The organism is Paenibacillus sp. FSL H3-0457 (assembly GCF_037981725.1).
Lineage (GTDB): Bacteria > Bacillota > Bacilli > Paenibacillales > Paenibacillaceae > Paenibacillus > Paenibacillus amylolyticus.
The window spans coordinates 788,457-814,012 of record NZ_CP150283.1 but is presented as its reverse complement, the minus strand read 5'-3'; the positions used below and the strand labels follow the sequence as shown (position 1 = coordinate 814,012).

Below are 25,556 nucleotides of genomic sequence, written 5' to 3'. Positions count from 1 at the left end.
CGGCCAAAGCTTATGACGCTGCATATTCACGCAGCGTCATACCCGGCGGCCGCGGGCCGTACCGGCGCGCGAGCGCGGCCCAGACCGGAGCGGCGGCGCGCAGCAACCGCTCGCGGTCTGGAAAGCTGCTGCGTGGCCACGCCAGCAGCAGCCCTAACCGCAGCGCGGGGCGTAGCCGCCGCATGCGGACCAGAGCAGCGGCGCCCAACAGGGCCGCTGCCACAAGGGCTGCCGCGAGCCATGGCTCCGCGGCAATGGCCCGTGCACGGGCGAGCAGCCATGCGCCCGCGTAACCCAATCCGCCGCTCATATACGGCGGATTCTCCGCAACAGGCTGCGCCCCGGCGAGTGCTGTGGCATCTTTGCCCGCGCCTTGCGCCATGGTGAAGCCCGGCGTAGCCTCAAACGGCATCCAGCCTGCACCCGGAAAATATACCTCTACCCAGGAATGTGCATCTCCCTGTGAAATCACATATTGACTGGGCACATTCGGGTCAGCAATTCCAGGCCCAAAGCCTTTAACCCAGCGTGCGGGGATGCCCTCTGCACGCAGCAACACAATCATAGCTGTGGAGAAATGATTGCAATACCCCTGCCGGGTGACGAATAGAAAATCGTCCACAAAATCTGTTCCACGCGGTGGCATACGGGTATCCAACGTATACTCGGCATGAGCAGCCAGATAAGTCTTGACGGCCTGCACAGCGTCATACCGGGTCTCACTGCCTTGAATGATTTCCTTGGCAAGCGTCTTCACTCGACCAGGGAGTGATGCAGGCAATTGCAGATAATCCCTCCGAATGGCTGCCGGATCTTTCCCTTTATTCGTTTTCTCAAGAAGACGTAACTGTTCAGGTGTTGCGACAGGAACCATGACGTCTGCCGAATAATGTTTAACTATCTTATCGTTTCCGGAGCTCGCGAGCCACAATGTTGCCGAATCGCGATTAGACAGCAAAGAAAACATGTTTTCCTGATTATCCTTGTTCTTATCCTGGAACGATACGTTAACCGGTATGCCCCCGGTAAAGAGAGGATTTGGTCCTTTCCACTCTCGCTGCATCATGACAGTTTGGCGAATGCGACTCCAATAGGTTGGATTCTCCCAACCATCAGCACGCAGCATTCCGGATGGACTTGCCGTTTCGAAGCTTTGACCCGGATCACTCCAAGTACTACCGTTATAATATGAACGGGTCTCCCCTCGCCAATACGTCACTTTTGGACTCTTCGCTATAAAAAAGATGGAGTTGCCCTGCACTAACGGTGCTCCCATAGGCGCGTCAGCTGTGCTATATCCCGTGACTGCCGTTGCAGCAGGGATACTACTATGCTGTGTATAACCTGCCCAGCGAGCTAGGCGTTCACCCATCTGCTCCAGAGATATGCGTTCCGGTTGAGGAATGGAAGCAAACTGGCCAGGTAACGCGGAGAGAAGCACCATACCTGCAGAAGCAACGATAGTTACTGCACTCCAACGGCCATAGGGGCTGCCGCGATAACTCGGAGTCGTGACTCCTCCATTGAGACGTAGTAGCTGAAGCAGAGCCTGAATAAGAAAAGTCCATAGGACAGACCGTATTACGGAAGCATACACATCCAGCCCCGCAAAGGATTCAAGCAAAAGCAAATAGAGCAGCGTTGCACTGCCAAACAGCATCACGCTTCGACGTAACAATACGAGGGATTGCACAGAAGCCATGAGCATGCTCCAGCCGCACATCATGAACAACCCTCTCGTTTCTGTACTAATCGAGTGGAATCGCCAGTTATTTATAAACGTGTCCATATCCGCTGAAAGTATCCCCGGGTATGCAACGGCCCAACGGACAGGATCACTTCCTCCGTACATCAGACATAGCGCAGTGAGTGCAATGAATAATCGGATCAGTACTCCGGTGATCCATCCTGTACGAATTAACCCCGCGAGCAACAATGCTCCCGTTAATCCCGCCATTACGGACAAGAACCGTTCACTGCCCTGCTGATCTGATGATGTAACCGGATATATCCACTCCAGAGACAGTATAAGTAAAATGGCCGAAATAACAATTTTGTACAGGACAGGTACGCTCACATATCCCTCATCCTTTATATCCGTTACAGAATTCTGGTTCACAGCTTTATATACGGAATGGGCCGATTCTATTCTCGTACGGTCCGTTGACTCTAAGTCGACCACAGTGGAATTTGGTTGCTGGTTAACATTACGCTCCCACATCCGTTACCCCCACCTTTCCCAATGAAGATAACGCAACGTCTGTAACCGCATGGATCGGCACCCCGCTGTGACGAAGCCGCTCCAAGCTTAAGCTGTCATATCCCAATCCATTCATCAATCTATCCGTTGATCCTAATTGGTCCTGGTTTGCTTCAGTCAATTGCACCTCTACACGATAACCCGACCCGATTGCAGTTATGATCCATTCGGCCAGAACCTGATCCATCTTACCTGTGAGAACCACAATTCGCGACCCGCTCGTTAGTCCATCCAGCATCTCCGTTCGAAGCGAAACAGAGCCTGATTGTGCTTTGGATATTTGTGCCCCCGCTAACTTGTCCAGTCCATGATTCTCATCATCTGCATGGAACGGCCCATGTTGCCATTGATCTTGTGCATCATAGTTCTTATCGCCGCCTTCCATCCACAGATGATAAGGAATGTCATCCCGTTCAGCGGTATGAATCCAGCGGGCAGCTGCACGAACCACTCGTTCAAAGGCATGTGCATCCATGTTCTCTCGTTGTTTTACGTCATAACCCGACGCGCCTTCATACACAAGGATGCCGAGCGAAGCCAGATCCGTGGTATCAGGCAGAAAGGTCTGAAGTTTTCCCGTTTTGGCTGTACTTTTCCAATGAACTCGTCCCAGTGGGTCACCCTGCTGATATTCACGGAACTCAGGACTACGGTTTCCCTGGCTATTTCGTCGCTCCGACAGAGTCCCTTCGATCATCGCTGCGAATTCTACCGAATCACCCTTCCCCCAAGCTGTTGCTTGAGGAACAACAATCAAGGGGGTACCTCCCGAGGTCTCTGCGGAGAGAGTATTCCAGCCAAACATATCACCCCAGTACAATCTGCCCGTATCCCATCTGTAGACTCCTCTGCGTAACCCGGAACATTCATATTGATAGGAAAATTGTCGCCGTGTTCCCGGGAAAATCAATTTGCGATGAACACCAGCAGGTGTGTTCTCACACAGAACGATCCATAACAGTGGAATACGGCAATTGAATTCCAGTTCGACTAGAACCCGTACCTGCTCGCCTGCCTCAATCCGGTTCGTGTGTATTTTCCGACGGATGTGAATACGCCGTGGTCTGAACCAATGGAGAAGCAGACCTCCTGTGAACATCAAGAAAGCTATAACGGATAGAAACAACGCCGCTTTGCCCCCATGCCACTGATACAAGGAAGCAAAAGCCACCACCAAGACAGCACTCACAATCCGTTGTCCCAGCGCAGTCATTGCCTCCGTCCCCTTCCCTGTGATGCCATCTGTACAGGTACCGGGACCGTTGACAATGCTTCTTCAATGACCTGTACTTGCCCCCAAACCTCCGCTCTGTTCTGGGCCTTCAATTGAATACGGTGGGAAAGGACAGGCACAGCTACCTCTTTCACATCATCCGGAATGACATAACTGCGCCCTTGAAGATAGGCAAATGACTGCGCCGCAGCCATCCAGGCCAGTGTTCCACGCGGACTGATGCCCAGTCTGACCGCCGGAAGGCTGCGAGAGGCTACAGCAACAGCCACCAGATACTGTTTAACGACCGGATCAACATGTACCTGTTTGACTTCACGCTGCATGGCTACGACCTCTTCAGCAAGCAGGACAGGGCGAAGTTCATCAATCGCTTCTCTACCTTGCATGCGGGTTAACAATTCCAATTCCTGTTCCGGATCGGGATACCCCAGTCCAATTCTCATGATAAATCGATCCAGCTGCGCTTCAGGCAGACGGTACGTACCTTCGAACTGTAACGGGTTCTGTGTCGCCAGCAGAAAGAACGGGCGTGGCAAGGCATAGGTTGTGCCATCAACCGTAATACGTCGTTCCTCCATTGCCTCCAGCAGGGCAGACTGAGTGCGTGGTGAAGCGCGATTTATTTCATCAGCCAGGACAACGTTGGACATGACGGGTCCGGGCCGAAACTTGAATTCAGCTGTATGTGGATGATAGATTGAAGTGCCCGTAACATCTGCCGGCATGACATCGGACGTGAATTGAATCCGGCCCATGGAGCAGTCCAGTGCAGAAGCAACGGCACGAACCAGCATCGTTTTCCCGGTACCCGGCACATCTTCCAGAAGTACATGCCCCCCACTGAGCATTGCAGTGAGGACATAACGAATCTCTGTTTTTTTGCCAATAATCACACTCTCAACACGCTTCATGACCCGGTTTAACAATTCAACAGCATGTTCATGTTCCATTCGGATATAAGACATTTCTCTGATCTCCTTCCGTTCATCAGCATTCCTGAACCATAGTAATCTATGATTCAGTGTTGCCCGGAAGTAGAGAGAATAGTCCTGCAAGAATGACTTTCTTCAGATCATTTTATACTTAAATATGTTATTCATTGCCGAAATGGATCTGGAAGTGCCCGCCTTCACCGTCCACTCTGCTTCATTACTGGTTAAGGAATTCACCCTCAACCCCATCTGCTCCAGTAACTCACGTAACGGAACCCAGATGGTTCCACCCTGACTCTGTACTGCGTCCGTTTCAATTGCCCCTGTTGTTGTCAGTGTTCCGCTCACACTGTCTGCATAAATCGTTCTTTCCTTCCATACTGCTATGGCCGTCCTTGTTTCAGAGTCCCAGCGAGTGCTGCCCCCGAATTTTTTCATAAACGTACGCAAAGGCACCATGATTCGCTGACCCTCCATGCGGAACTCGCCCGGTTGCAAGGTAGCCGCAGCCAATCCCACCTCTACCTTCAGCTTCTTGCTTGCAAGCCATAACGTCGCGTTCGCTTCTACATGCTCTGCGATCCATGCCTTTCCCGGCGCCTTGCGGGCCTTATACTTACCATCTGGATGTACACGGAATTGAACTGGTTGATCCGTACTCTTTATGGTGTCAAAACGATATCCATGATCACGATAATATTTGATAATACCCGGAAGTGCTTTTACCGTTTCAGCATGTGCACCACCGTCATGCATCAGGACAACGACCGAACGTGCTCCCGCAGGTACTTTGGTCGAATTGCTGAGGATCTCTTTGGCCGGAACACCTTTACGCTTGGAATCTCCACTATCGACGTTCCAGTCCATGACGGTGTATCCACCCAGTTGGAGCAAATCAAAATAACTCTGGTCAAAGTGTCCATATGTACCGCCTGGTGCTCGCACCAGATTCGGACGGAAACCGGTTATACGCTCCAGCACTTCCTCTGTCTGCTTGATCTGTTTCCAGAACACTTTGAAATCACTGTACAGCTGTTCATATTGATGATTGAACGTATGATTGCCCAAAGCATGTCCATCCTCCACAAGCCCCCTGATTAACTCCGGATAACGTTCTGCCTGCTCACCCAGCACAAAAAATGTAGCCAAAACCTTCTCCTTACGCAAAATATCCAATACTTCACGGGTATGGTTACCCGGTCCATCGTCAAAACTCAGATAAACTACCTTGTCTTGAGTATTCTTATCTTCCGGGATTGGATCACCTGAGCCGGAAGCAGAAGATGCATAAGCCGTGCCTGCATATACAGCAAATGCACATAACAATATCGCAATACGCATGAGAATGACAGACCACTGTCCAGCTAAAAACATATGTATGGTTGTTGCAGAGTTTTCCCCATTTTCCTTGATTCTGAATTCCGGTCTCTGTACCATTTATGAATCGACCTCCACCGTCTCTAGTAATTTGCTGATAGACTTCAGCAGATTTGTTAGAATTATATGGAGGCTACATTGAAAAAAGACGTGATTTTGTTTAATATTTTTTCACAATTTGCTATGTAGCCTGATTGATTCTTCGCTTCAGATTAGGTAGCATAATGAACAGGCAGAACACATTAAAACACCTTGGAGAGTATTCATGCTCCCACCCCGTATTCAGGAGAGTGAAATCTATTGGAATTGCTTGAGAAGATCCAACATCTGTTTGGGTCCTACGGATACAGCGTATTGTTTTTTGGCTTGTTGCTTGAATTCATCGCACTTCCCTTTCCTGGTGAAACAACGATGGCTTACGCAGGGTTTCTCTCCTACAAGGGGCATCTGGACTTCGGAATCCTCACCATACTGGCTTTTCTGGGAACAACGATTGGCATGACCATCACTTATTTTATTGGAGCCAAAGCAGGACTGCCCTTTATAACACGATACGGAAAATGGTTTCTGCTGAAGCAGGACAAGCTCGATAAAACGCAAAAGTGGTTTGCCAAGTATGGTAATGCCTTAATCTTCATCGGTTATTTCATTCCGGGTGTAAGGCATTTCACCGGGTATTTCGCGGGCATAGCCGCTGTTCCCTTTCGCAAATTCGCTCTCTACGCCTATTCAGGCGCACTGTTCTGGGTTGTACTGTTTCTGGGCATTGGCAAAATATTTGGCCCTCAGTGGAACGCCGTATTCCATCTGGCTCATCAATATGCAGCATATATCGTGGGAGGAATCGGCCTATTGCTCATCGCAGCCGTGTTCTATCGTTACCGCAAAGCATGGGCAGCAAGATCCACCGTATCCAAGCCAGCCCCTGTTCGACAAAGACAAAAGTAAATTCGGACAAAAGTCCATCTATAATAAGCAGGCAGGGAGTTGCGAATAATCGCAGCTCCTTTTTTTTGTGATAATCCGAATTCATCCAGGTCATACTAACTTGAAAATATAGGGTGTATAGGGAGGTGAAGGCATGAGTGAATCGTCGCTGGAACGCCAAGATCAGAGGCAAATCTCTCCGGATCTAAGCGAAAATATGGAATACTGCAAGCAAGTGATGGGGAACAGCAACGACTTGATGATGCGCCCTCTCCAGTGTTTACATAAATGGCCTGCAGTCATGTTGTACATTGATGGATTAGTGGATGTGCAGATCCTGAATCACTCCATTATGGAATCATTATTGCAAAAGCGTGATCTCCCTGAATTCTCTGCAGACGATGAACATCTCAGCTACCTCCAGAATGATATCTTGATCGCCAGTGATGTATTGCTGGTTGATGATATGGATGAAGTAATGAATGCACTTCTTTCGGGATCAGCTATCTTACTGCTTGAAGGATCTGTACGAGGATTGAAGATTGGTGCAGCAGGCTGGGAAGATCGATCCGTTGGAGAACCTGTCTCCCAAACCGTCGTTAGGGGGCCTATGGAAGGCTTCAACGAAAACCTGCGTACCAACACATCATTGATCCGCAAACGAATCCGTAATCCTCATCTTTGGATCGAAGAAAGAGAAATAGGTGAGATTACCAAAACCCGAGTGGCTGTGCTCTATCTGGAACATATCGTGGATCAGGAGATTGTAAAAGAACTGCGTCGAAGACTCGATGAGATCGATATCGACAGTATCCTTGAGAGTGGATATATCGAGGAACTTGTACAAGACGAAACCAGAACTTTATTCCCCACGGTTTACAATAGTGAACGTCCAGATACGGTTTGTGCTGCTTTGCTTGAGGGTAGAGTAGCCATCATCGTGGACGGTACGCCTTTTGTGCTGCTGGTTCCCGCCTTGTTCGTGCATTTCTTCCAATCGCCGGAGGATTACTATCAACGGGCCGATATCAGCACATTGATTCGCTTGATTCGTTATCTGTCCTTTTTTATCGCTTTACTAGCTCCATCCTTCTATATTGCCATTTCCACCTTTCACCAGGAAATGCTGCCGACCAACCTGCTCATCAGTCTGGCAGCCCAGCGTGAAGGCGTTCCTTTCCCCGCCTTCATTGAAGCCATACTGATGGAACTGACCTATGAAATTTTGCGAGAAGCAGGTATACGTATTCCGAAAACGGTCGGTCAGGCCGTTTCCATTGTCGGAACACTGGTCATTGGCCAAGCCGCCGTAGATGCAGGAGTTGTCTCCGCAGCAATGGTTATTATCGTTTCCATAACGGCCATATCCAGTTATGTCATTCCAGAGAATGGACTGTCTATCTCTGTCCGAATTTTGCGATTTGTATTGATGATACTCGCGGCAGCTTTTGGATTCTACGGTATTCTAATTGTTCTGCTCATTACGGTTACACACCTGTGCAGCTTGCGTTCTTTTGGCGTACCATATATGTCCCCCTTTGCACCTCTAATTCAGAAAGATCTGAAGGATACGCTGTTTCGTGTGCCCTGGTCCCGTATGAAAACACGGCCACTCTCTACGGGTACACCGAACAAAACCAGACAAACCACAAAAAAAACGAAGCGTTAATTCGGTAAGGAGAACAACGTATGAACAAGTGCTTCCGATTAATTGTATGCATTGCATTCCTACTCCCTCTCCTTACCGGATGCTGGGATCGCCAGGAGCTGAATGAACTTGGCATTATGCTGGGTCTTGGTGTAGACAAGGATGGCGATTTGATTAAAGTGAGCGCTCAGGTCGTTGTGCCAAATGAAGTTTCCTCCAAGTCAGGGGGAGGCAATGGCACTCCTGTCACGCTGTACGAAGCGTCCGCGCCCACGCTGTTTGAAGCAATTCAAAAGCTGACCGAGACAAGCCCACGCCGTATATTCATGGCACATATCCGTGTACTGGTGTTCAGTGAAGAATATGCCCGTAAAGAGGGCATCTACGATGTTATGGAAGCATTAATGCGAGAACCTACTGTCCGGCCCGATTATTACGTCATGGTTGCTCGAAATACTACAGCTTCCAAGGTATTGGACACACTTACTCCATTAGAGAATTTACCTGCAGAGAAGTTATTTAATTCTCTGGACGTGTCTGCCAAGACCTGGTCTCCTACAACGACTGTAACCGGTGATCAGTTGATGGAATATATGCTTACTTCCGGAATACAACCCGTAATCACTGGTGTAGAGATTTTTGGCAATTCAGAGAGAAGCGGAAGCAAAGACAATATTGCGACGATTAAGTCCAAAGCTCGTCTAGTTTCAACAGGATTGAGTGTATTCAAAAAAGACAAACTGATTGGCTGGTTAACGGAAGATGAATCCAAAGGGTACAACTATATCCGCGACAATGTCGTATCTACCATAGGTCACCTGCCTTGCCGAAAAGGAGGAAATGTGACTTTTAAAACCCTTCGCACCAAGACTCAACGAAAAGCAAAGGTCATTGATGACCAACCTGTGATCCACATCAAAATTAAAAATGTATCTTCCATTGGTGCAGTAGAGTGTGGAATCAAAATTGGTTCGATGAAAACACTCAAAGAGTTGGAAAAGGACAGTGAGGAGCGATTGATAGAACTGATGGAAAAATCCGTGAATTCAGTGCGGCGAAAGTTCCATATTGACATTTTTGGATTCGGTCAGGAAGTTTATCATGCCGATCCTAAATTTTTCAAAAAGATTGAGAAGGATTGGGATCAATATTTTGAGAATCTGGATGTTAAATATGAAGCCAATGCACAGATCAAACGTGTAGGTACACTGGATGATTCATTCAAGGAGGATTTGAAGGAGTGAGACCGGATGTTAATTACAATTACTGTCATTGTCATAGGGGGCCTTGTAGGCTTGGTTGATCTTCCAAGTCTCATCCGTCGCAAGGAATGGAGGGAAACAGCAGTGTACAGCGGAATGCTCGTCATAGCCACAGGGTTCAGTGTGATTGCAGCCAACCTGTGGGATTTCCCCAGTCCGCTCTATATCATCATGTGGATCTATGAACCTGTTAATCAATTCCTGGCACATCTGACGGGAACCTAGAAAAAGGAGAGGACCATTATGCTGGAACAGGGGCGCCTTGGAACAAGACAATTGACCACGCTCATCTTTATGATGGTGGTCGGGGATATGATGCTGATCTACCCCTCGGTCATCACGTCCTATGCCAAACAAGACTCCTGGATTTGCGCTTTTATAGGCGTTCCTCTGGGGATGGCACTGATGGCCATGTTCCTGAAGCTATGTAGCATGCACCCAGAAAAAAATCTGGTGCAGATGGCACGAAGCATTCTAGGGTTCTGGCCAGGTACTTTCTTTTCCTGCCTCTACCTGTTCTTTTTCATTATTGGCGCTTCCACACATACGAGAGAAGTCGGCGATTTCATGACCACTCAAATCTTCCCGTACACTCCCCTTCGCATCATCATTCTGATGTTCGTCATCGTGATTGCCTGGGGAGTGTCTCATGGATTAGAGGCGATGGGGCGAAGTAGTGAACTACTGATGCCCGTCGTTATTGTGTTTATTGTCGTTCTTGCAGTCTGCCTGCTTCCTCAGATTGATATCAGAAATTTGAAGCCAGTAAGTGATACGGGTGTTGTCTCTATCTCGCAAGGCATTCTGGTAAGCATTATATATCCAATCGGTGAAGTCGTTCCCATCATGATGATACTGCCCTATGTTGCCAAGCAGGCTCATCGAACACGGGACGTAATTATTGCAGCTGGCCTAGGTAGTTTGGTATTGGCAACACTCGTTACCATATCGTTGCTGGTCTTGGGTGCCTTTCTTACGCAACATAACATATATGCTTCGTTTATTTTGTCCCAGAAAATCAGTATTGGGAACTTTTTTGAACGTATTGAAGCGATTATGGCTTCTTCCTGGCTGATCTCTACGTACTTCAAAGCGATGATATACTTATACGCCTTTATTGTTGGTTGTGCGGAACTGTTCAAGCTTAAGCAGTATCAGATACTGGTACTCCCTGCGTCCATACTTGTGTTCGGATTAGCCAATCTGATCTCACCAAGCATTACTTTTATCGTGATCACCATTGTTCCATATTGGGTAGATTGGGATACTACACTGGGGATCATTCTGCCGGGTTGTCTCCTGCTGATACAATTGCTTAAGTCTTACAGAACATCATCGGTTACTCCAAACAATTCCTCACAAAAATGAGTACAAATTTTTTCGGGGAAGGAGCCTGGTATAGATGGAAAAATGGAGTCCATCCATGAAAGTCATCCATGCTGAATATAGAGAAGGAGAACGGTGTCTATGTTAATTAAGGAGAAAATCACCATTAGGCAATTTGCAGTCCTTACCTTTCTCGTCATGATTGGGGACATGATTCTACTCTACCCCTCCGTGGTTACTGCTTCCGGTAAACAGGATGCATGGATCTGTTCTCTTATCGGTCAACCGATCGGCATGCTCATCATGTGGGTGCTATACAATCTTCATCAGACGCACCCTGATCTTTCCCTTATTGAAATCTGCCAAAAAATACTTGGCCGGTGGGCAGGGTCTGTTTTGGCAGCTGCATATCTATTTTATTTCGCCATAGGCGCTGTCATATGTATCCGTGAAGTCGGTGACTTTATGACCACACAGATCTACCTTCAGACCCCCATCCGGGTCATTCTAATTATCCTTATGTGCGCTCTGGTCTGGGGGCTTATGCATGGCTTGCATACAATAGGAGCAAGTAGTGAAATGCTGACTCCAATCGTTGTTGCATTTATGATTCTATTATTTCTGGGGCTGATGCCCAAAGTAGACAGTTCAAATCTACAGCCTTACTTGGACACCCCTTGGCTTCATCTGATGCAGTCTGTCATTAGAGGGGCTTTCACTTCCTTTGGTGAACTAATCGTGATCACCATGGTTCTTCCTTATGTGATGTCCGGGCCTCACATCAAACGGGACATGTTACTCGCTACTTTATGTGGAGGGCTGTTGCTAACCACATTGTTGGTCATTTCACTGATGATATTTGGCCCCTTTCTGACACAGCATGACATCTACATCTCCTATACCCTGTCCCAAAAAATTAATATCGGCAACTTTTTTGAGCGAATTGAGGCGTTCATGGCGACCGCTTGGTTAATTGCTACCTATTTCAAGAGTCTGCTGTATATGTTCTCCTTTGTCGTTGGAACAGCTCAGCTATTTCGGTTAAAGACATATAAACCTCTCATCCTGCCATCAGCGATGTTATTATTCGCGTTAGCTGTACTGATTTCTCCCAATGTCATTTTCTACACCAATACGATCATGCCCGCTTGGGTGGATTGGGATATCACGGTAAGCTTTATTGTTCCGCTATTCCTACTGCTTGTGCATCGGCTTCGTTCGGGCAAGAGCAAGAACAATTCAACCAATCATAAACGATTGCCCACCTAAAAAGGCTGTGTTCACGGTAAATTCCGCGAAGCACAGCCTTTAATGATGAAACGGTTAAGATGTATTTATTCACACATGTCTAAATCATTAATTACAATGTCTTCAAAGCCTCAAGCGCAGCCTCGATATGTCCTTTGACCCGAACTTTGGACCAGTCCTTGATCAATATCCCCTCTTCATCAATCAGAAAAGTGGAGCGAACCATACCCATGTACTCCTTGCCATACATTTTCTTCAGCTGCCATACACCGTATTGCTCGGCTACAACGTGCTCTTCATCCGACAACAAGGTGAAAGGCAGTCCATATTTGGCGATAAACTTGTCATGTTGTTTCATCGGATCGGTGCTGATTCCGAGAATGACCGTGTTCAGCCCTTCAAATTCAGCATGTCGATCCCGGAAATCACAAGCTTGTTGCGTACAGGACGAGGTCATATCCTTGGGGTAAAAATAAAGCAGTACCCGCTGTCCGCGGTAATCCGAAAGCTTTACTGATTCTCCCGTACTGGACGGAAGCTCAAAATCCGGTGCCAATTCGCCTACATTTAACGTCATGTCAGTTCCTCCCTAATCTCCCCCATGAAATGCTATAGGGCGTTATTATGAACCTGCTCCGCGATACCGCTTCACGCCAAAATTCCACAACAGCAAGCCCATCGAACCAAACACCAATCCCATCACAGGTGTAAGCAGCGCCATGCGATGCATCTCGGACCTCTCCAGGAACAACGCTGCGGGATAGATCCCCACAAAGGCAAACGGAATGATCCAGGTTAACAGCACCTGAATAGCACGGTTATAGATCGTTACCGGGTAGCGTCCATATCCTTGAATGTTATACATCAACGGCAGGATACCTGTTGGCGCGTCCGAATAAAAGGATAGTGAAGTCAATGTGGTGTAGATGCCGGCATAGATCATGACTGAGCTGAGTGCCAAAATAATCAAGGCAGGGATATGCCACCACTCCAGCATCAGACCCATCTCTGCGCCACTGAAGATCATGATGATCAGGCCGATAAACGAACCCATGAGTGCAGGCGGATCTACATTTTCAAGCAATATCTGGAACAGGTTATGTGCAGGACGTGTCAGGATCCGATCCATCTCACCTTTGACGATGTACCGCTCACTGAATCCCCACAGATTGATAAAACAACTGAAGATGCCATAGGGCACCATAAAATATCCATAAACAAAGAGCACTTCACTCTCACTCCAGCCGCCCAGGTTATCCGTATGGCGAAAGACCACAAAGATAAAGATCAGGTTAGTTGCCTGGAACAGCAGATCCGATAGGATCTCCACCCAGAAATCAGCACGGTACGTGAGTCGTGTTTTCATGTAATTCTTCAAATATTCCCAGATCAGACCCATATAGTACATATCTGTTATCCCCCTTGCACGAACAGACGCTTGCGCGCCTTACGCCAGATCAATACCATCGGAAGCAGCAGTACGGCAAACCAGAACACCTGAATACCGAGTACACTCCAGATGGCGGTACCTTCCACTCTTCCAGTGAAGACGGAACCGGGCAGATACGTAATGGCCTGAAAAGGCAATACTTTCATCACCGCAGACATCCAGCCTGGATACAGGCTGATCGGGATGATTAGACCGGAGAACAAATCAACCACGACGCGTTTCATACGCATCATGCCTTCATTGTTTTCCACAAAGAATGCCGCCAGTCCCGTTATCACATTAATCTGGGAATTAATGAGGAAACTGAAGAACAGCATGACGAGAAAGCCAATCCACGCCGATGGCGCCGTAGGCAATTCAACCGGGAACAGCAGAATGGCAATGAGCATCCCCGGAATCATGAGCAGCAGGAAGCGGAAAATACCTTCGCCAAGACCCTGCATCATTTTGACCATAACGTAATTGATCGGCCTGATGAATTGAATCGCAATGGAGCCATCCCGTATATCTGCGGCAATCTCCCGGTCCAGGTTGTTAAAGTAAAAGGCACGTGCCATCCAGGATACAGCGATGTAAGTGGTCATCTGTGCTGCCGTGAAGCCGCCGAGTTCACCACTGCTACCGTAAATGGCTTGCCAGGTAAAGTAATACACGCCGATATTCAGCGTATATATCAAAATGCCGGAGTAATAATTCACCCGGTATGCCAGCATCGTTAGAAAACGGATGCGCATAAAATCAATAAATGCACTATTCATCTCAGGATACACCCACCGCTTCTTTCCCTGCTCCCACAATCTCGGGACGCTCGGCGGAACCGGATTGGTAAATACTGCGCACAATCTCATCCGTGTTAATCTCGATAATCTGAATATCGGTAATATCGGCTTGTCCAACGACACGTCCGAGTACATCCGAAACGTTCAGTTCCAGCGGAATCCATACGGATGCGGACAATTCATTCTCAACCGTCCAACGTACAGGCAACGCAGCAGTCCATTCCTCCATCTGACTGATGTTGTGAGCTGAACCAAACTTGAAGCGGATCTCCCGCTCCTTACCCCACTGGGACTTGAGATGATCCAGACCTCCATCATAAATGATGTTGCCTGCATCAAGCATGATGACCCGGGAACACAGTGCCTCAATGTCCTGCAAATCGTGGGTTGTGAGCAGTATGGTCGTTCCATGCTCCTTGTTCATGTCTTTCAAGAAATCCCGAATTTCCGACTTCACCACAATATCCAAACCAATAGTTGGTTCGTCCAGGAAAACAATACTTGGATTATGCAACAAGGCTGCCACTAACTCGCAGCGCATGCGCTGACCGAGACTGAGCTTCCGTACCGGACGGCTTAGCAGGTCCTGAAGCTGCAACCGCTCAACCAGTTCATCCAGCCGTTTGCGGAAATCGACCTCTCCGACACGATATACTTTGCGCAATAAATGGAAGGATTCGATAACGCCAATATCCCACCACAATTGACTGCGCTGACCAAAAACAACACCGATATTCTGTACAAACTTCTCCCGTTCCTGATACGGAACATATCCACCAACCGATATTTGCCCTGAAGTAGGCACCAAAATGCCGGTCAACATCTTGATCGTTGTTGATTTACCGGCACCGTTCTCCCCAATATATCCGCATATTTCACCCTGCGGAATCTGAAACGAAATATCATTTACAGCCAATACCTCTTGGTATTGACGTGCAAACAGGTCCTGAAACGCGCCCTTCAGCCCACCTCGGCTTTTCTGGACGCTAAACGACTTGCGCAAATCTTTGACATCAATCGCCAGCATGATTATACCTCACTTGGATTTTGTTGAAATTGCTTGTAGCCCAAAAAGAAATTATAATGGTATCAGTCAAAATTCAGCAAGCTTTAAAATAGTCTGGAGCCGCGTCCTGCCCTTATGTTGGGAAAAGACGTGTTCGGAAAGCTCCGACTAGTTCTTACTTGAATACTCGAACTCGTTTTTTTATTTCATCTCAAATACAAAGGAGAGCTAGCATGACCAGAAAGACGAAGAGAACCATATGGATTTCTCTTGCCGCCTTCGTGTTAATTATTGGAGGAGCATCGGCATATTATTTCGGTTCTATTCTCAATCAGTTGGACGGTTTGGCAAAGGACGGCGACGATTCACCATTTGCAGGCATCGAAAATGTGGAGAAAGTAAATACGCCTGACCCACCAAAATGGGAAGGCTCAGAAACGGTAAATATTCTCGTTATGGGTGTCGATGCACGTGGATTGAAAAAAGGTGAAGTTCCTCGCTCCGACAGCATGATGGTTGTATCGCTCGACCCACTGACCAAAAAAATCAATCTGTTCTCCATTCTGCGCGACACTTACGTCAATATTGACGGATATGGCAAGGAGCGGATCAACACCGCTATCACCCATGGCCCTAATGCAGCGATGCAAGCTGCCGGCGACCTGCTCGGCATTCCTGTACAGTATTATGTGTATACGGATTTCCAGGGATTCATCAAATTGGTGGATGCCGTTGGCGGTGTTGATTTTGATGTGGAGAAAGACATGCACTATACAAGTAAAGCAGACAATAACGAATACGATATTGATCTCAAAAAAGGATATCAGCACCTAGATGGCGAGACAGCGCTCATGTACGTTCGTTTCCGTCATGATGCCATGTCGGATTTCGCTCGGTCCGAACGTCAGCGTGAGTTGCTGAAAGCTGTAACAGCGAAAATGCAGTCAACAACTACCATTGCCAAACTGCCTGCCATTCTGGAACAGGTTAATCCTTACGTAGATACAAATCTCACGCTTTCCGATATGTGGAAGCTGGGTGGACTCGGATACCAGAGCAGCATGAACGGCAGTGAGCAGATTCCGCCAATGAACCTGCTGAAAGAAGAACGTACAGCAGGCGGTGCGCAAGTATTGACGGTTACCAATGAAGAGAAATTGAAGCAGCATATTCAGGATATTATTCACCCGCCTGCTACAACGGATGATAGTACAACCAGCACCGAAGATAAAACAGCCAGTGGTGACGATCAGAAGTCAGAGCAACCGGCTCAGTAATCTACACATGCAGAGGGCAGCCATTCGCTGCCCTCTCGTTGTGCCCGGCTATACTATTATGAGAAAATCATCATATCTTTCTGTGGTTTGTTTCTTTATCATATTTTGAATTACGAAAGGAAGTTATCTTATGAATACATCACGTTCCCGTTCCGAACTTCTATACGCAGAAGCACTTGAACATATTGTAGGAGGTGTTAACAGCCCTTCACGCTCGTTCAAAGCCGTTGGTGGCGGTGCACCTGTATTTATGAAAAAAGCCCAAGGGGCCCACTTCTGGGATGTCGATGACAACCGTTATATTGATTATCTGGCCGCTTACGGTCCAATTGTTACAGGACATGCCCACCCGCATATTACACAGGCCATTACGGAAGCAGCGGCAAATGGCGTGCTGTACGGTACCCCGACTGAACTTGAGATCAAGCTCGCCAAAATGTTGAAGGAAGCTATCCCTTCCATGGATAAAGTTCGTTTTGTAAACTCCGGTACGGAGGCGGTCATGACTACGATTCGGGTCGCTCGTGCCTACACCAAACGCAACAAGATCGTAAAATTCGCCGGATGTTACCATGGTCATTCCGATCTGGTGCTTGTAGCTGCCGGTTCAGGCCCGTCCACGCTCGGAATTCCTGACAGTGCGGGAGTTCCAGCCAGTATTGCACAAGAAGTCATTACTGTGCCCTACAATGATCTGGAAGCCCTGAAGGATGCTTTGGAGCGCTGGGGTGATGATGTTGCCGCGGTCATGGTTGAGCCGATCGTTGGGAACTTCGGTATGGTTATGCCGGAGCCTGGCTTCCTGGAAGGTCTCTGTGCCATGACACGGGCCAACGGCTCCCTGGTTATCTATGACGAAGTCATTACGGCTTTCCGTTTCCATTACGGTTCTACACAGACATATGCCGGACTCGATAACCATGCGGAGATTGAACCGGATCTGACGGCTCTTGGTAAAATTATTGGTGGCGGCCTGCCAATCGGTGCTTACGGCGGACGCAAACACGTTATGGAGCAGGTTGCTCCGCTTGGGCCGGCTTATCAGGCGGGAACGATGGCTGGTAACCCTGCATCCATCTCGGCTGGTATCGCATGTCTGGAGGTCCTGCAAGGCGCGGGTGTATATGAAGAGATGGAACGTCTTGCCATCGACCTGACAGCGGGTCTGCAAGCTTCTGCTGACCGTCATGGGATTGCACTGACGATCAACCGGATTCGCGGTGCGTTCTCCACTCATTTCTGTAACCATCCGGTTACGAATTATGATCATGCTCAAGACACGGATGGAGAGCTCTTTGCTTCCTTCTTCCGTCACATGCTGAACCGTGGCATTAACCTGGCTCCATCCAAATATGAGGCCTGGTTCCTGACCACGGCTCATACAGACGAGGATGTTCAGGCTACATTGGAAGCCGCAGAAGCTTCCTTCAAAGCGATGGCTCAAGAATAAATTAGATTATTTCCATCTACCATGTAGCGTACAAGCTTGTATTGTAGATGGATAACAACTCATGGAAAAGGCGTCCAACAAGTGATTAACTTGTGTGGACGCCTTTTGTTATTTACGGACAACACTCCGATTCTTCACCTTATCTCTGCCTGATCTGAAGTTTCAAAATTTCCTCCCGGATCTTCTGTATCCCTTCTTCGATTCGCTGCTTCGGCACATTGGAGATGTTCAATCGCAGCATTTGATCCTCATGCACCTGATATGTACCTTCCGGATAATACCGTTCTGTCGTATCAGCGATGACTCCGCGCTTTTGAAGCCGGGACAGCAGAACACGAAGCGGCATATCACCCGCTAAAGGTAATACGGTATGCTCCCCTCCTGTTCGAGGAGCGTCCATAAATGGAGCAAAGTCTGGATATGAGTCCAGTTGCTCATGCACCGTGTGCATCCGGGCAGCATAGCGGTTACGAATCACTTTCCTGTGATGAGCAAACATTCCGCTGTGGACATAGATCTCCAGAGCAGCTTGAGACAGAACAGAAGTGTCGATATCGAGCATTTTTTTGTAAGCCCCAAAAGATTGAATTAGTGGTGAGGGCAGAACAGCTACACCAATGCGCAGACCTGGAAACAAAATTTTGGAGTAACTCTTCAGGTAGATGACCCGGCCTTCGGTATCATAGGACCATAGCGGGTCCTGTTTCGTATTGTCCTCCAGATCAGCCAGATAATCGTCCTCCACCAGATAGACATCGTACCGCTGTGCAAGCCGGATTAGTTTCTTTTTCTCAGCAACAGTCAAAGATGTGCCAATCGGATTGTGAAAGCGCGGCATGACATAGAAAAACTTGATATCTTCCTCAGCGAACTGACGTTCAAGTGATGCCCAATCCAGCCCGTCCAGAGCACGTCTCACACCGGCAATCGGCACATTTAATCCACTCAGTAGGGAGGGCATATTATGATAGGTCGGTAGTTCAAGCAGTACTTTTCTCTTTCCATTGGGGAAAGGCATCAATGCAAGTACAGCCAGTGCCTGTTGCACACCTGACGTGATAAAAAACTGCTCCGTTCTCGCAAACACCTGATAATCCGCAAACTGCTTCTGCAACAGCAGAATAAGCGAAGGTAATCCCTGATCCGTGCCATACATAAATAACTCTGCCTGCTTCTTCTCCATCGCCTGATCCACACAGTGACGAAAGTCTGCATAAGGGAACACCCTTGGATCGGGAGCAGCTGAAGCAAAGTCCAACGTTCCCTGCCAGTCCATGTCCTGAGCACCTGTCCCGTTCTGTACGGCATAATAACCGGATTGAGGTATGGCATACACCAAATGCCGCTGTTCCAGCCACTCATATGCACGAATAGCCGTGCTTACACTGCATTGATATTGTTCTGCTACAACTCGAACTGCTGGCAGTCGAATGCCCTTATCTGCCCACTGGCGACGATCCTGCTGCTGCATCTGTTCCTGAATCCATTGCTTTAACGCTTCGGCAATCACTTCGTATTTTCTCAATGCACCCATCCCTCTCCAACAACTGTACCGATACAGTTTAACCTTTTATCTATTGTAGCACGATGCACCTGGCAGTATATTGAATAAGGCCAGCACATGCCTCGAACCTGACATAATTCAGGATAATGAAAGATAAAGCGCTATGACTACTGTATTGGAGGAGCATTCATGAACACAACACACACTCGGGGATACGCCTATATCGCAGCTGTATTGTACGCAGCTATTATCGGTCTATCTTTTTTATTTGTTAAAATGACCGTCACTGTTGCACATCCCATTGATGTGCTTGCCCACCGATTCGCGCTGTCGCTGATCGTTGTCAGCATTCCTGTCATTTTTGGCTGGATCAAAATCCGACTGAGCCTTCGTGATCTGTGGCGCATCATTCCACTGGGGCTTTTATCTCCCGTCTTATTTTTTGCCTTTCAAGCCTTTGGACTTGTCTCTTCCAACTCATCGGAAGCCGGAATTATTCAGGCTATGGCCCCTGTATTCACACTCGTTCTCGCTTCAGTTTTCCTGAAAGAACGTACATCAACGATGCAGAAGCTGTTCCTGCTACTGTCTGTCGCCGGAGTGGTCTTTATTTTCATAATGCAAGGAAGTGGCATGTCTATAGGTAACCTGAAGGGTATTGCATTATTGCTACTATCCACGGTCTGTTTTGCAGGGTATGGTGTGCTTGCAAGACCATTAACCCAGAAGTATAAACCAATGGAATTAACCTGGGTCACACTGATGGTTGGCTGTGTTGTATTTAACGCCGCTTCCCTGATCCGACATGCGTCCAACGGCTCCATGATGGACTACATCAAACCGCTTGGAGATACATCCTATCTGGGTGCACTCGCTTATCTGGCAATTCTCTCCACCATGATCTCTACCCTGCTTGCGAGCTATGCCCTTACTCATCTGGAGGCTTCGCAAATGAGTGTATTCAGCAATCTGTCCACGCTCATCTCCATCGTAGGAGGTGCATGGATATTGCATGAACCAGTGGGTAGCCATCACTATATTGGTGCATTGTTAATTATCGCCGGTGTGCTTGGCACCAATATGAGCGGTCGCAAACATAGGCTGGTCAGTGGGATACAAGCATGATTCCCCATATTGAGACAGCGCGGAAGTTGGTTCGCCGGTTCAACGAGTTATACGCTCCCATCCTCCCCAACCCCCGCATTTTGACTGGAGAACGGCTCGGGAAACGATCTTAGAGGTAAAAGAAGCCATGGGTATTCGTTATTTCGACTGACGGTATGAAGCGCTCCAATCACGTTAACACTGCTGAGGACAGTCTACTGGGAAAAGGGGACCCCTCAGCATGAAACGAACACAACCTTCTTTTTTACAAGCTATGATGTTGATCATGTTGTCCGTTGGCTTGATCAGCCATGTTCTGATTATTCCTGCCCTTTTGGCTGCGGCCAAAAGGGATTCTTGGATTTCCGTCCTGTTATCAGCCGGACCATTTCTGATATTTGCGCTAATGCTCGCCTATGTCTCTCGTTTCCTCCAGCATCAAACCCTGCATGAATGGTTAACATCCCGTCTCGGCAAGCCTATCGGTCTGTTCTTTCGAGTGGGTAACAGTCTCTTTTTTCTGAGCGCAATCTATTTCACCCTGCACGAAACCACGACTTGGGCCAAAACAAATTACCTGACAGAAACGCCAATATTGGTAACCAGTATTGCTTTGATGACTCTCTGTGCCTACGCTGCGTATAAAGGTATTCGTTCACTGGCATTTACGGCAGGATTGATCCTTCCACTGGTGGTACTGCTGGGCTTCTATGTTGCCATTGTGAACACTCAATATAAGGATTACAGTCGTCTACTGCCTGTGTTAGAACATGGCTGGCATCCAGTGCTGAATGGCATGATTTACAGTCTTGCAGGCATGTTTGAACTGCTGTTCATCTGGTATATCCAGCCTCACCTCACCAAACGTATACGTGTATGGCAGTATCTGATGCTTGCACTCATTCTTGTGGGACTGACTGTCGGCCCACTCATCGGGGCGATTGTGGAATTCGATCCTTTTGAGGCTGCCAAAATGCGATATCCCGCCTTTGAAGAATGGCGAATTGCCTCCTTGGGCAAATATATCGCCCAAACCGACTTTTTCTCCATCTATCAATGGCTCGCCGGATCGTTTACCCGAATTAGTCTCGCCATGTATATTGTAGTAGAAATATGGAATATTAAGAACGCCACCAGAAGGCTCATCAGTTGTATCTCTTTAGGCGTTTTCTTTATTCTTGTCATGTTGTACCCTCTGGATGATATGACCTTCGAAAAACTTCTGGTCGAATACATATTCCCGTTCAATCTCGTGTATCTGAGCGGACTTGCGATTATAGCAACGACGGTTGCCTTTATCCATTCACGCCATCAGAGGAGGAAACATCATGGAGCATCAAGCGATTGACACCACGTCCCATGAGACACTGCTTGCCTCTTTGAAAGAGCAGTTCAATCCATGTGCAGATGTCGTTATTCAGACCTTTCCTGTCAAAAATGAAACGGATCAACCTGTTATTCTGCTCTATTGTGACGGCCTGGTTGATGGCAAACAGCTCAACCAGTTTATTATCCCGCGTCTTGAGCAACATTCTCTCATTATTGAGGAATCACATCCTAAAGAACTGGGATTAACATTAAATCCGTTGGATGACCTCACAGATACGAATAAGCTTAATATGTTGATTTTTAGCGGACAACTGCTGATCATTTTCGGCAACGGTATTCAGTCCTGCAGTCTGGATATCGCTGACATACCGGGGCGCAGTCCAGATGAATCAGCCATTGAAACATCAGTTAAAGGCCCGCGCGATGGATTCACCGAAGAACTCACTACCAACGTGGCCCTTATACGCAAACGAATGAAAACATCTTCGATGTGTTATGAGAAATATGTCAAAGGCGGTCGTACCCAGACAGCCATTGGACTTCTATATGTAAAAGATATTATCAACCCAGACATTCTGAAAGAAGCTCGGCACAATCTGGATCAGATTGAGATTGACGGCATCCTGGGTACCTCAATCATGGAGCGAGCTGTCATGGGAGGGATTCGGAGTATCTTTCCACTCACAGATAATACCGAACGTCCTGATTTTGTCGTTGATTCCCTGTTAAATGGACGTTTTGCCGTTCTCATTGAAGGTTCTCCTGTAGCGGTCATCGCACCAACTACACTTTTCAATCAATTGAAGTCTCCGGAGGACGAAAGTACACCCTTTTTCATCGTTACTTTTGAACGGATATTACGTATTTCAGGACTGCTGATCGCCTGTTTCTTCCCAGGATTTTATATTGGCCTGACCAGCTTCAATGTGGAACAGATTCCCCTGCCTCTTCTGGCAACGATTGCTGGGACTCGAATGGGCCTGCCCATGCCCGTGACGCTGGAAGCGTTCCTGATGATCTTTATGTTTGAGCTATTTAACGAAGCTGGGCGTAGGTTGCCACGTGCATTGGGGCAGACGGTCAGCGTTGTCGGCGGGCTTATTATTGGAGATGCTGCCATTCGCGCCGGGATTACGTCCCCTACGATTATTGTCACGGTAGCGATCTCGGTCATCTCTAGCTATATTCTCGTGAATACTGTGTTAAGCGGGGCTACTGCCCATGTTCGGATCGGGATGTTACTCATCTCTTCCATTCTTGGATTATTCGGTTTTATGATCGGACTATTAGCCTTGTTGGTGCACCTCGTATCGTTGGAGTGTTATGGCGTATCCTATCTGTCACCTGTATCTCCCTACATTCCCGGAGACTTCACTCAGGCCGTATCCATGCCACCTTCCATGAAAAGAACCAAGCGCCCAGAAGCACTTCATACACAGGATTCTACCCGCCGGAGGAAACGTCCGTGAAACGATGGGTATCCATAAGTGGCCTTCTTATAAGCTGCTTGATCCTGCTAACGGGGTGCTGGGATTCCAAAGAGGTGCAAAGTATAAACTTCATTACGGCGATAGGAATTGACTATGTAGACAACCAGTATATTGCGTATGCCCAACTGATTGACTTCTCCAGTATTGCAAAACAGGAAACACCAACTTCCCGGGAGACAAGGGATATCTGGACTGGACGGGGCGAGGGTACAACACTGAACATGGCTATTAACGACTTGTATGAAACGTCACAGCAGCTAACGCTCTGGACTCATGTTAAAGCTATTGTTTTATCCAAAAGAGTCTTGGATGGTCGACTGGAGGATATCTTTAATACACTTCTTCATTCAGGCCAATTGAGATATACACCCTGGATCTACGCTACAGAGCATAACATTCCGGATGTACTCTCTCCCTCTGCATTGTTGAACCAATCCGCCCAGACCATTGAATTATTTGAGCCCATGAGACTATACAAACAGCATTCTGGTTACGAACCTATCCGGCTCCACCAGCTTCTCGATGGATTACGGGAACCCGCTTCTGTCGTTCTTTTACCCTCGGTGTCAACGAGGAACGAGACCTGGTTCAACGGCGATAAAACGCCTCCCCTTGTTAGAATGGATGGATTTTATGTGATATCCAAAGGCACAAGTCAGGGTAGAGTTGCAGGAGCAGACGCAGATGGTACACGATACGTAAATTATGAGCGGGTACATCAGTACCCACTATATGTATATGGGAATGGTGGAAAAACTCCTGATTTAACCTTGTTGCTTCATCATCCCAAGACAAAAATCAAGGCGAAGAAGCAAGGTGATGGCATCACATTTGATCTGGTTACCACGGTCAAAAGCGCCATCACCGAAGATCATGGGGCTCCTCGGTCTCCAGATGCCATGGAACAAGAAGCCGAGAAACAGATCGAATCCCAAATCCGAGATACGTTCGAAAAAACCAAGTCACGCATGATTGATTCCTATGGTCTTGTGGAACACTTATATCGCCACAACCTTCCCTTATGGAAACAGGAAGTCTACAACCGGGCGGACCCACTCCAACGTTTTAAGCTTGGAAAAGTGGAGGTTCACGTGGATATCCTGAATGCGAGCACGTATAAATACAGTGAATAAATGAAGAAATAGAAGCCCCGTACCTGCATTGAATGCAAGGTTACGGGGCTTCTTACCATCTCCAACTATGCTGTCGATTGGGGAAGTTATCCTAATGGATACGCCATGACACTCATCAAAGCCAATTCAGGCTGGGTCGTGTCCAAACGACTGTACTGGACGATAACAGGGATATTGCTCGAAACCGTAATCGCATAAGGCACGCCCGGTGGAATAGACTGCTCCCCGGATCGTAGCGATGCAGTGCGAATATGCTTCGTCCTTCTCGCTGGCACTTCAGCGACCATACCTTCGAGTGGTTCTCTGTCTTCAAAGTAAATCGTGATATGCAGCTCCGCATCCGTGGCACTGGTGTTCAGTACACAGATGCTCTCATGACTCTCCAATGTGCCCCGGCTCTCCGGGGGAATGTAACCATCCGGAATGACCCAGTAGGTGTGACCTGTAGCTGCTGAAACATTCTTACTTGCAGATGTGCCTGATTCTGTCTGGTCAGGTGTCATTGATATACCTCCTCCTTTTTTTGCGAGTGCAATATTAAGTTAAAAATCTGCGGGCTCGCGGGCCAGCCGCTTTGGCGGGCGGATCGGGCTGTGGACCGCTGTTGGCTCGGGATTTCTATTCACTCCCCCTCAGCAGGGGAAATCCCGCTCCAAAGGCGGACGCTTCGCTCCCTCTACCCGATTCCGCCCTCCTCCGCTGCTACGCTCGCCTATTTTTAAAAGGTTATTGCCTTCGCTATTCGCTGGGCAACTTTTGCTGGCTCGTTACTTCGTTTAACTCGCTACAGCTTTTAAACCCTGAATAGCTCGCGGGGCAG

Annotated in this window: 22 protein-coding genes; 12 read left to right on the top strand and 10 right to left on the bottom strand. The window is 47.9% G+C overall.

Features of this window, described 5'->3' with window-relative positions:
- Positions 1-10: 10 nt before the first annotated feature.
- The 4 genes from MHH25_RS03770 to MHH25_RS03755 form a co-directional block, all read right to left on the bottom strand.
- Positions 11-2,221, bottom strand: a complete 2,211-nt coding sequence (locus MHH25_RS03770; protein ID WP_340019200.1) for a transglutaminase-like domain-containing protein — start codon at positions 2,219-2,221, stop codon at positions 11-13.
- On the bottom strand, positions 2,208-3,473 hold the full coding sequence (locus MHH25_RS03765; protein WP_340019199.1) for a DUF58 domain-containing protein: 1,266 nt from the start codon (positions 3,471-3,473) through the stop codon (positions 2,208-2,210). Before MHH25_RS03765 ends, MHH25_RS03770 begins: the two co-directional genes overlap by 14 nt.
- Positions 3,470-4,459 carry a MoxR family ATPase gene (locus MHH25_RS03760; RefSeq protein WP_076254857.1) on the bottom strand — a complete coding sequence of 330 codons (990 nt, stop codon included), beginning with the start codon at positions 4,457-4,459 and terminating at the stop codon, positions 3,470-3,472. Before MHH25_RS03760 ends, MHH25_RS03765 begins: the two co-directional genes overlap by 4 nt.
- 102 nt (positions 4,460-4,561) lie before the next feature.
- Positions 4,562-5,863, bottom strand: coding sequence for a polysaccharide deacetylase (locus MHH25_RS03755; protein WP_340019198.1), 1,302 nt, complete (start codon positions 5,861-5,863; stop codon positions 4,562-4,564).
- Positions 5,864-6,103: 240 nt separating this feature from the next.
- On the opposite strand from MHH25_RS03755, the gene MHH25_RS03750 reads away from it, so the two are divergent.
- The 6 genes from MHH25_RS03750 to MHH25_RS03725 all read left to right on the top strand — a co-directional run bounded on the left by MHH25_RS03750 (position 6,104) and on the right by MHH25_RS03725 (position 12,235).
- Positions 6,104-6,751: a DedA family protein gene (locus MHH25_RS03750; protein ID WP_127550916.1), complete on the top strand. Its 648-nt coding sequence runs from the start codon at positions 6,104-6,106 to the stop codon at positions 6,749-6,751.
- Between the two features lie 133 nt (positions 6,752-6,884).
- Positions 6,885-8,399: a spore germination protein gene (locus tag MHH25_RS03745; RefSeq protein ID WP_340019197.1), complete on the top strand. Its 1,515-nt coding sequence runs from the start codon at positions 6,885-6,887 to the stop codon at positions 8,397-8,399.
- Between the two features lie 20 nt (positions 8,400-8,419).
- Positions 8,420-9,622, top strand: coding sequence for a Ger(x)C family spore germination protein (locus MHH25_RS03740; protein ID WP_051447347.1), 1,203 nt, complete (start codon positions 8,420-8,422; stop codon positions 9,620-9,622).
- Between the two features lie 6 nt (positions 9,623-9,628).
- Positions 9,629-9,865 carry a hypothetical protein gene (locus MHH25_RS03735; protein WP_340019196.1) on the top strand — a complete coding sequence of 79 codons (237 nt, stop codon included), beginning with the start codon at positions 9,629-9,631 and terminating at the stop codon, positions 9,863-9,865.
- Between the two features lie 18 nt (positions 9,866-9,883).
- Positions 9,884-11,008: an endospore germination permease gene (locus tag MHH25_RS03730; protein WP_340019195.1), complete on the top strand. Its 1,125-nt coding sequence runs from the start codon at positions 9,884-9,886 to the stop codon at positions 11,006-11,008.
- Between the two features lie 99 nt (positions 11,009-11,107).
- Positions 11,108-12,235: an endospore germination permease gene (locus tag MHH25_RS03725; protein WP_340019194.1), complete on the top strand. Its 1,128-nt coding sequence runs from the start codon at positions 11,108-11,110 to the stop codon at positions 12,233-12,235.
- Positions 12,236-12,326: 91 nt separating this feature from the next.
- Here the strand turns inward: MHH25_RS03725 and bcp are convergent, their stop codons facing one another.
- Genes bcp through MHH25_RS03705 form a run of 4 tightly spaced genes read right to left on the bottom strand, consistent with a single transcriptional unit; the run spans position 12,327 to position 15,470 of the window.
- Positions 12,327-12,791, bottom strand: coding sequence for a thioredoxin-dependent thiol peroxidase (gene bcp / locus MHH25_RS03720; protein WP_340019193.1), 465 nt, complete (start codon positions 12,789-12,791; stop codon positions 12,327-12,329).
- 45 nt (positions 12,792-12,836) lie between these two features.
- A complete protein-coding gene (locus MHH25_RS03715; protein WP_036668209.1) occupies positions 12,837-13,622 on the bottom strand; it encodes an ABC-2 family transporter protein in 786 nt (261 codons plus the stop codon).
- 5 nt (positions 13,623-13,627) lie between these two features.
- Positions 13,628-14,422, bottom strand: a complete 795-nt coding sequence (locus MHH25_RS03710) for an ABC-2 family transporter protein (RefSeq protein ID WP_036614077.1) — start codon at positions 14,420-14,422, stop codon at positions 13,628-13,630.
- Between the two features lies 1 nt (position 14,423).
- Positions 14,424-15,470, bottom strand: a complete 1,047-nt coding sequence (locus MHH25_RS03705) for an ABC transporter ATP-binding protein (protein ID WP_036668210.1) — start codon at positions 15,468-15,470, stop codon at positions 14,424-14,426.
- 212 nt (positions 15,471-15,682) lie between these two features.
- Here MHH25_RS03705 and MHH25_RS03700 point away from each other — a divergent pair, with 212 nt between their 5' ends.
- A complete protein-coding gene (locus MHH25_RS03700) occupies positions 15,683-16,726 on the top strand; it encodes an LCP family protein (protein WP_036614081.1) in 1,044 nt (347 codons plus the stop codon).
- A gap of 130 nt (positions 16,727-16,856) precedes the next feature.
- Positions 16,857-18,176 (top strand): glutamate-1-semialdehyde 2,1-aminomutase, encoded by a 1,320-nt coding sequence (locus MHH25_RS03695; RefSeq protein WP_340019192.1) that lies wholly within the window; start codon positions 16,857-16,859, stop codon positions 18,174-18,176.
- Positions 18,177-18,315: 139 nt separating this feature from the next.
- Here MHH25_RS03695 and MHH25_RS03690 read toward each other — a convergent pair whose 3' ends face one another.
- The gene (locus tag MHH25_RS03690; protein ID WP_340019191.1) at positions 18,316-19,710 is read right to left on the bottom strand and encodes a PLP-dependent aminotransferase family protein; all 1,395 of its coding nucleotides are present in this window, start codon (positions 19,708-19,710) and stop codon (positions 18,316-18,318) included.
- A gap of 159 nt (positions 19,711-19,869) precedes the next feature.
- Here MHH25_RS03690 and MHH25_RS03685 point away from each other — a divergent pair, with 159 nt between their 5' ends.
- The 4 genes from MHH25_RS03685 to MHH25_RS03670 all read left to right on the top strand — a co-directional run bounded on the left by MHH25_RS03685 (position 19,870) and on the right by MHH25_RS03670 (position 24,736).
- Positions 19,870-20,805 (top strand): DMT family transporter, encoded by a 936-nt coding sequence (locus MHH25_RS03685; RefSeq protein ID WP_340019190.1) that lies wholly within the window; start codon positions 19,870-19,872, stop codon positions 20,803-20,805.
- Between the two features lie 220 nt (positions 20,806-21,025).
- Entirely contained in the window at positions 21,026-22,132 is a 1,107-nt protein-coding gene (locus MHH25_RS03680; protein ID WP_340019189.1) for an endospore germination permease, read from the top strand.
- Entirely contained in the window at positions 22,113-23,582 is a 1,470-nt protein-coding gene (locus tag MHH25_RS03675; protein ID WP_036614089.1) for a spore germination protein, read from the top strand. The genes MHH25_RS03680 and MHH25_RS03675 overlap by 20 nt, the downstream gene beginning before the upstream one ends.
- Positions 23,579-24,736, top strand: coding sequence for a Ger(x)C family spore germination protein (locus MHH25_RS03670; RefSeq protein ID WP_036614090.1), 1,158 nt, complete (start codon positions 23,579-23,581; stop codon positions 24,734-24,736). The genes MHH25_RS03675 and MHH25_RS03670 overlap by 4 nt, the downstream gene beginning before the upstream one ends.
- A gap of 86 nt (positions 24,737-24,822) precedes the next feature.
- On the opposite strand, the gene MHH25_RS03665 is transcribed toward MHH25_RS03670, so the two are convergent.
- The gene (locus MHH25_RS03665) at positions 24,823-25,239 is read right to left on the bottom strand and encodes a sensory rhodopsin transducer (RefSeq protein WP_036614092.1); all 417 of its coding nucleotides are present in this window, start codon (positions 25,237-25,239) and stop codon (positions 24,823-24,825) included.
- Positions 25,240-25,556: the final 317 nt, after the last annotated feature.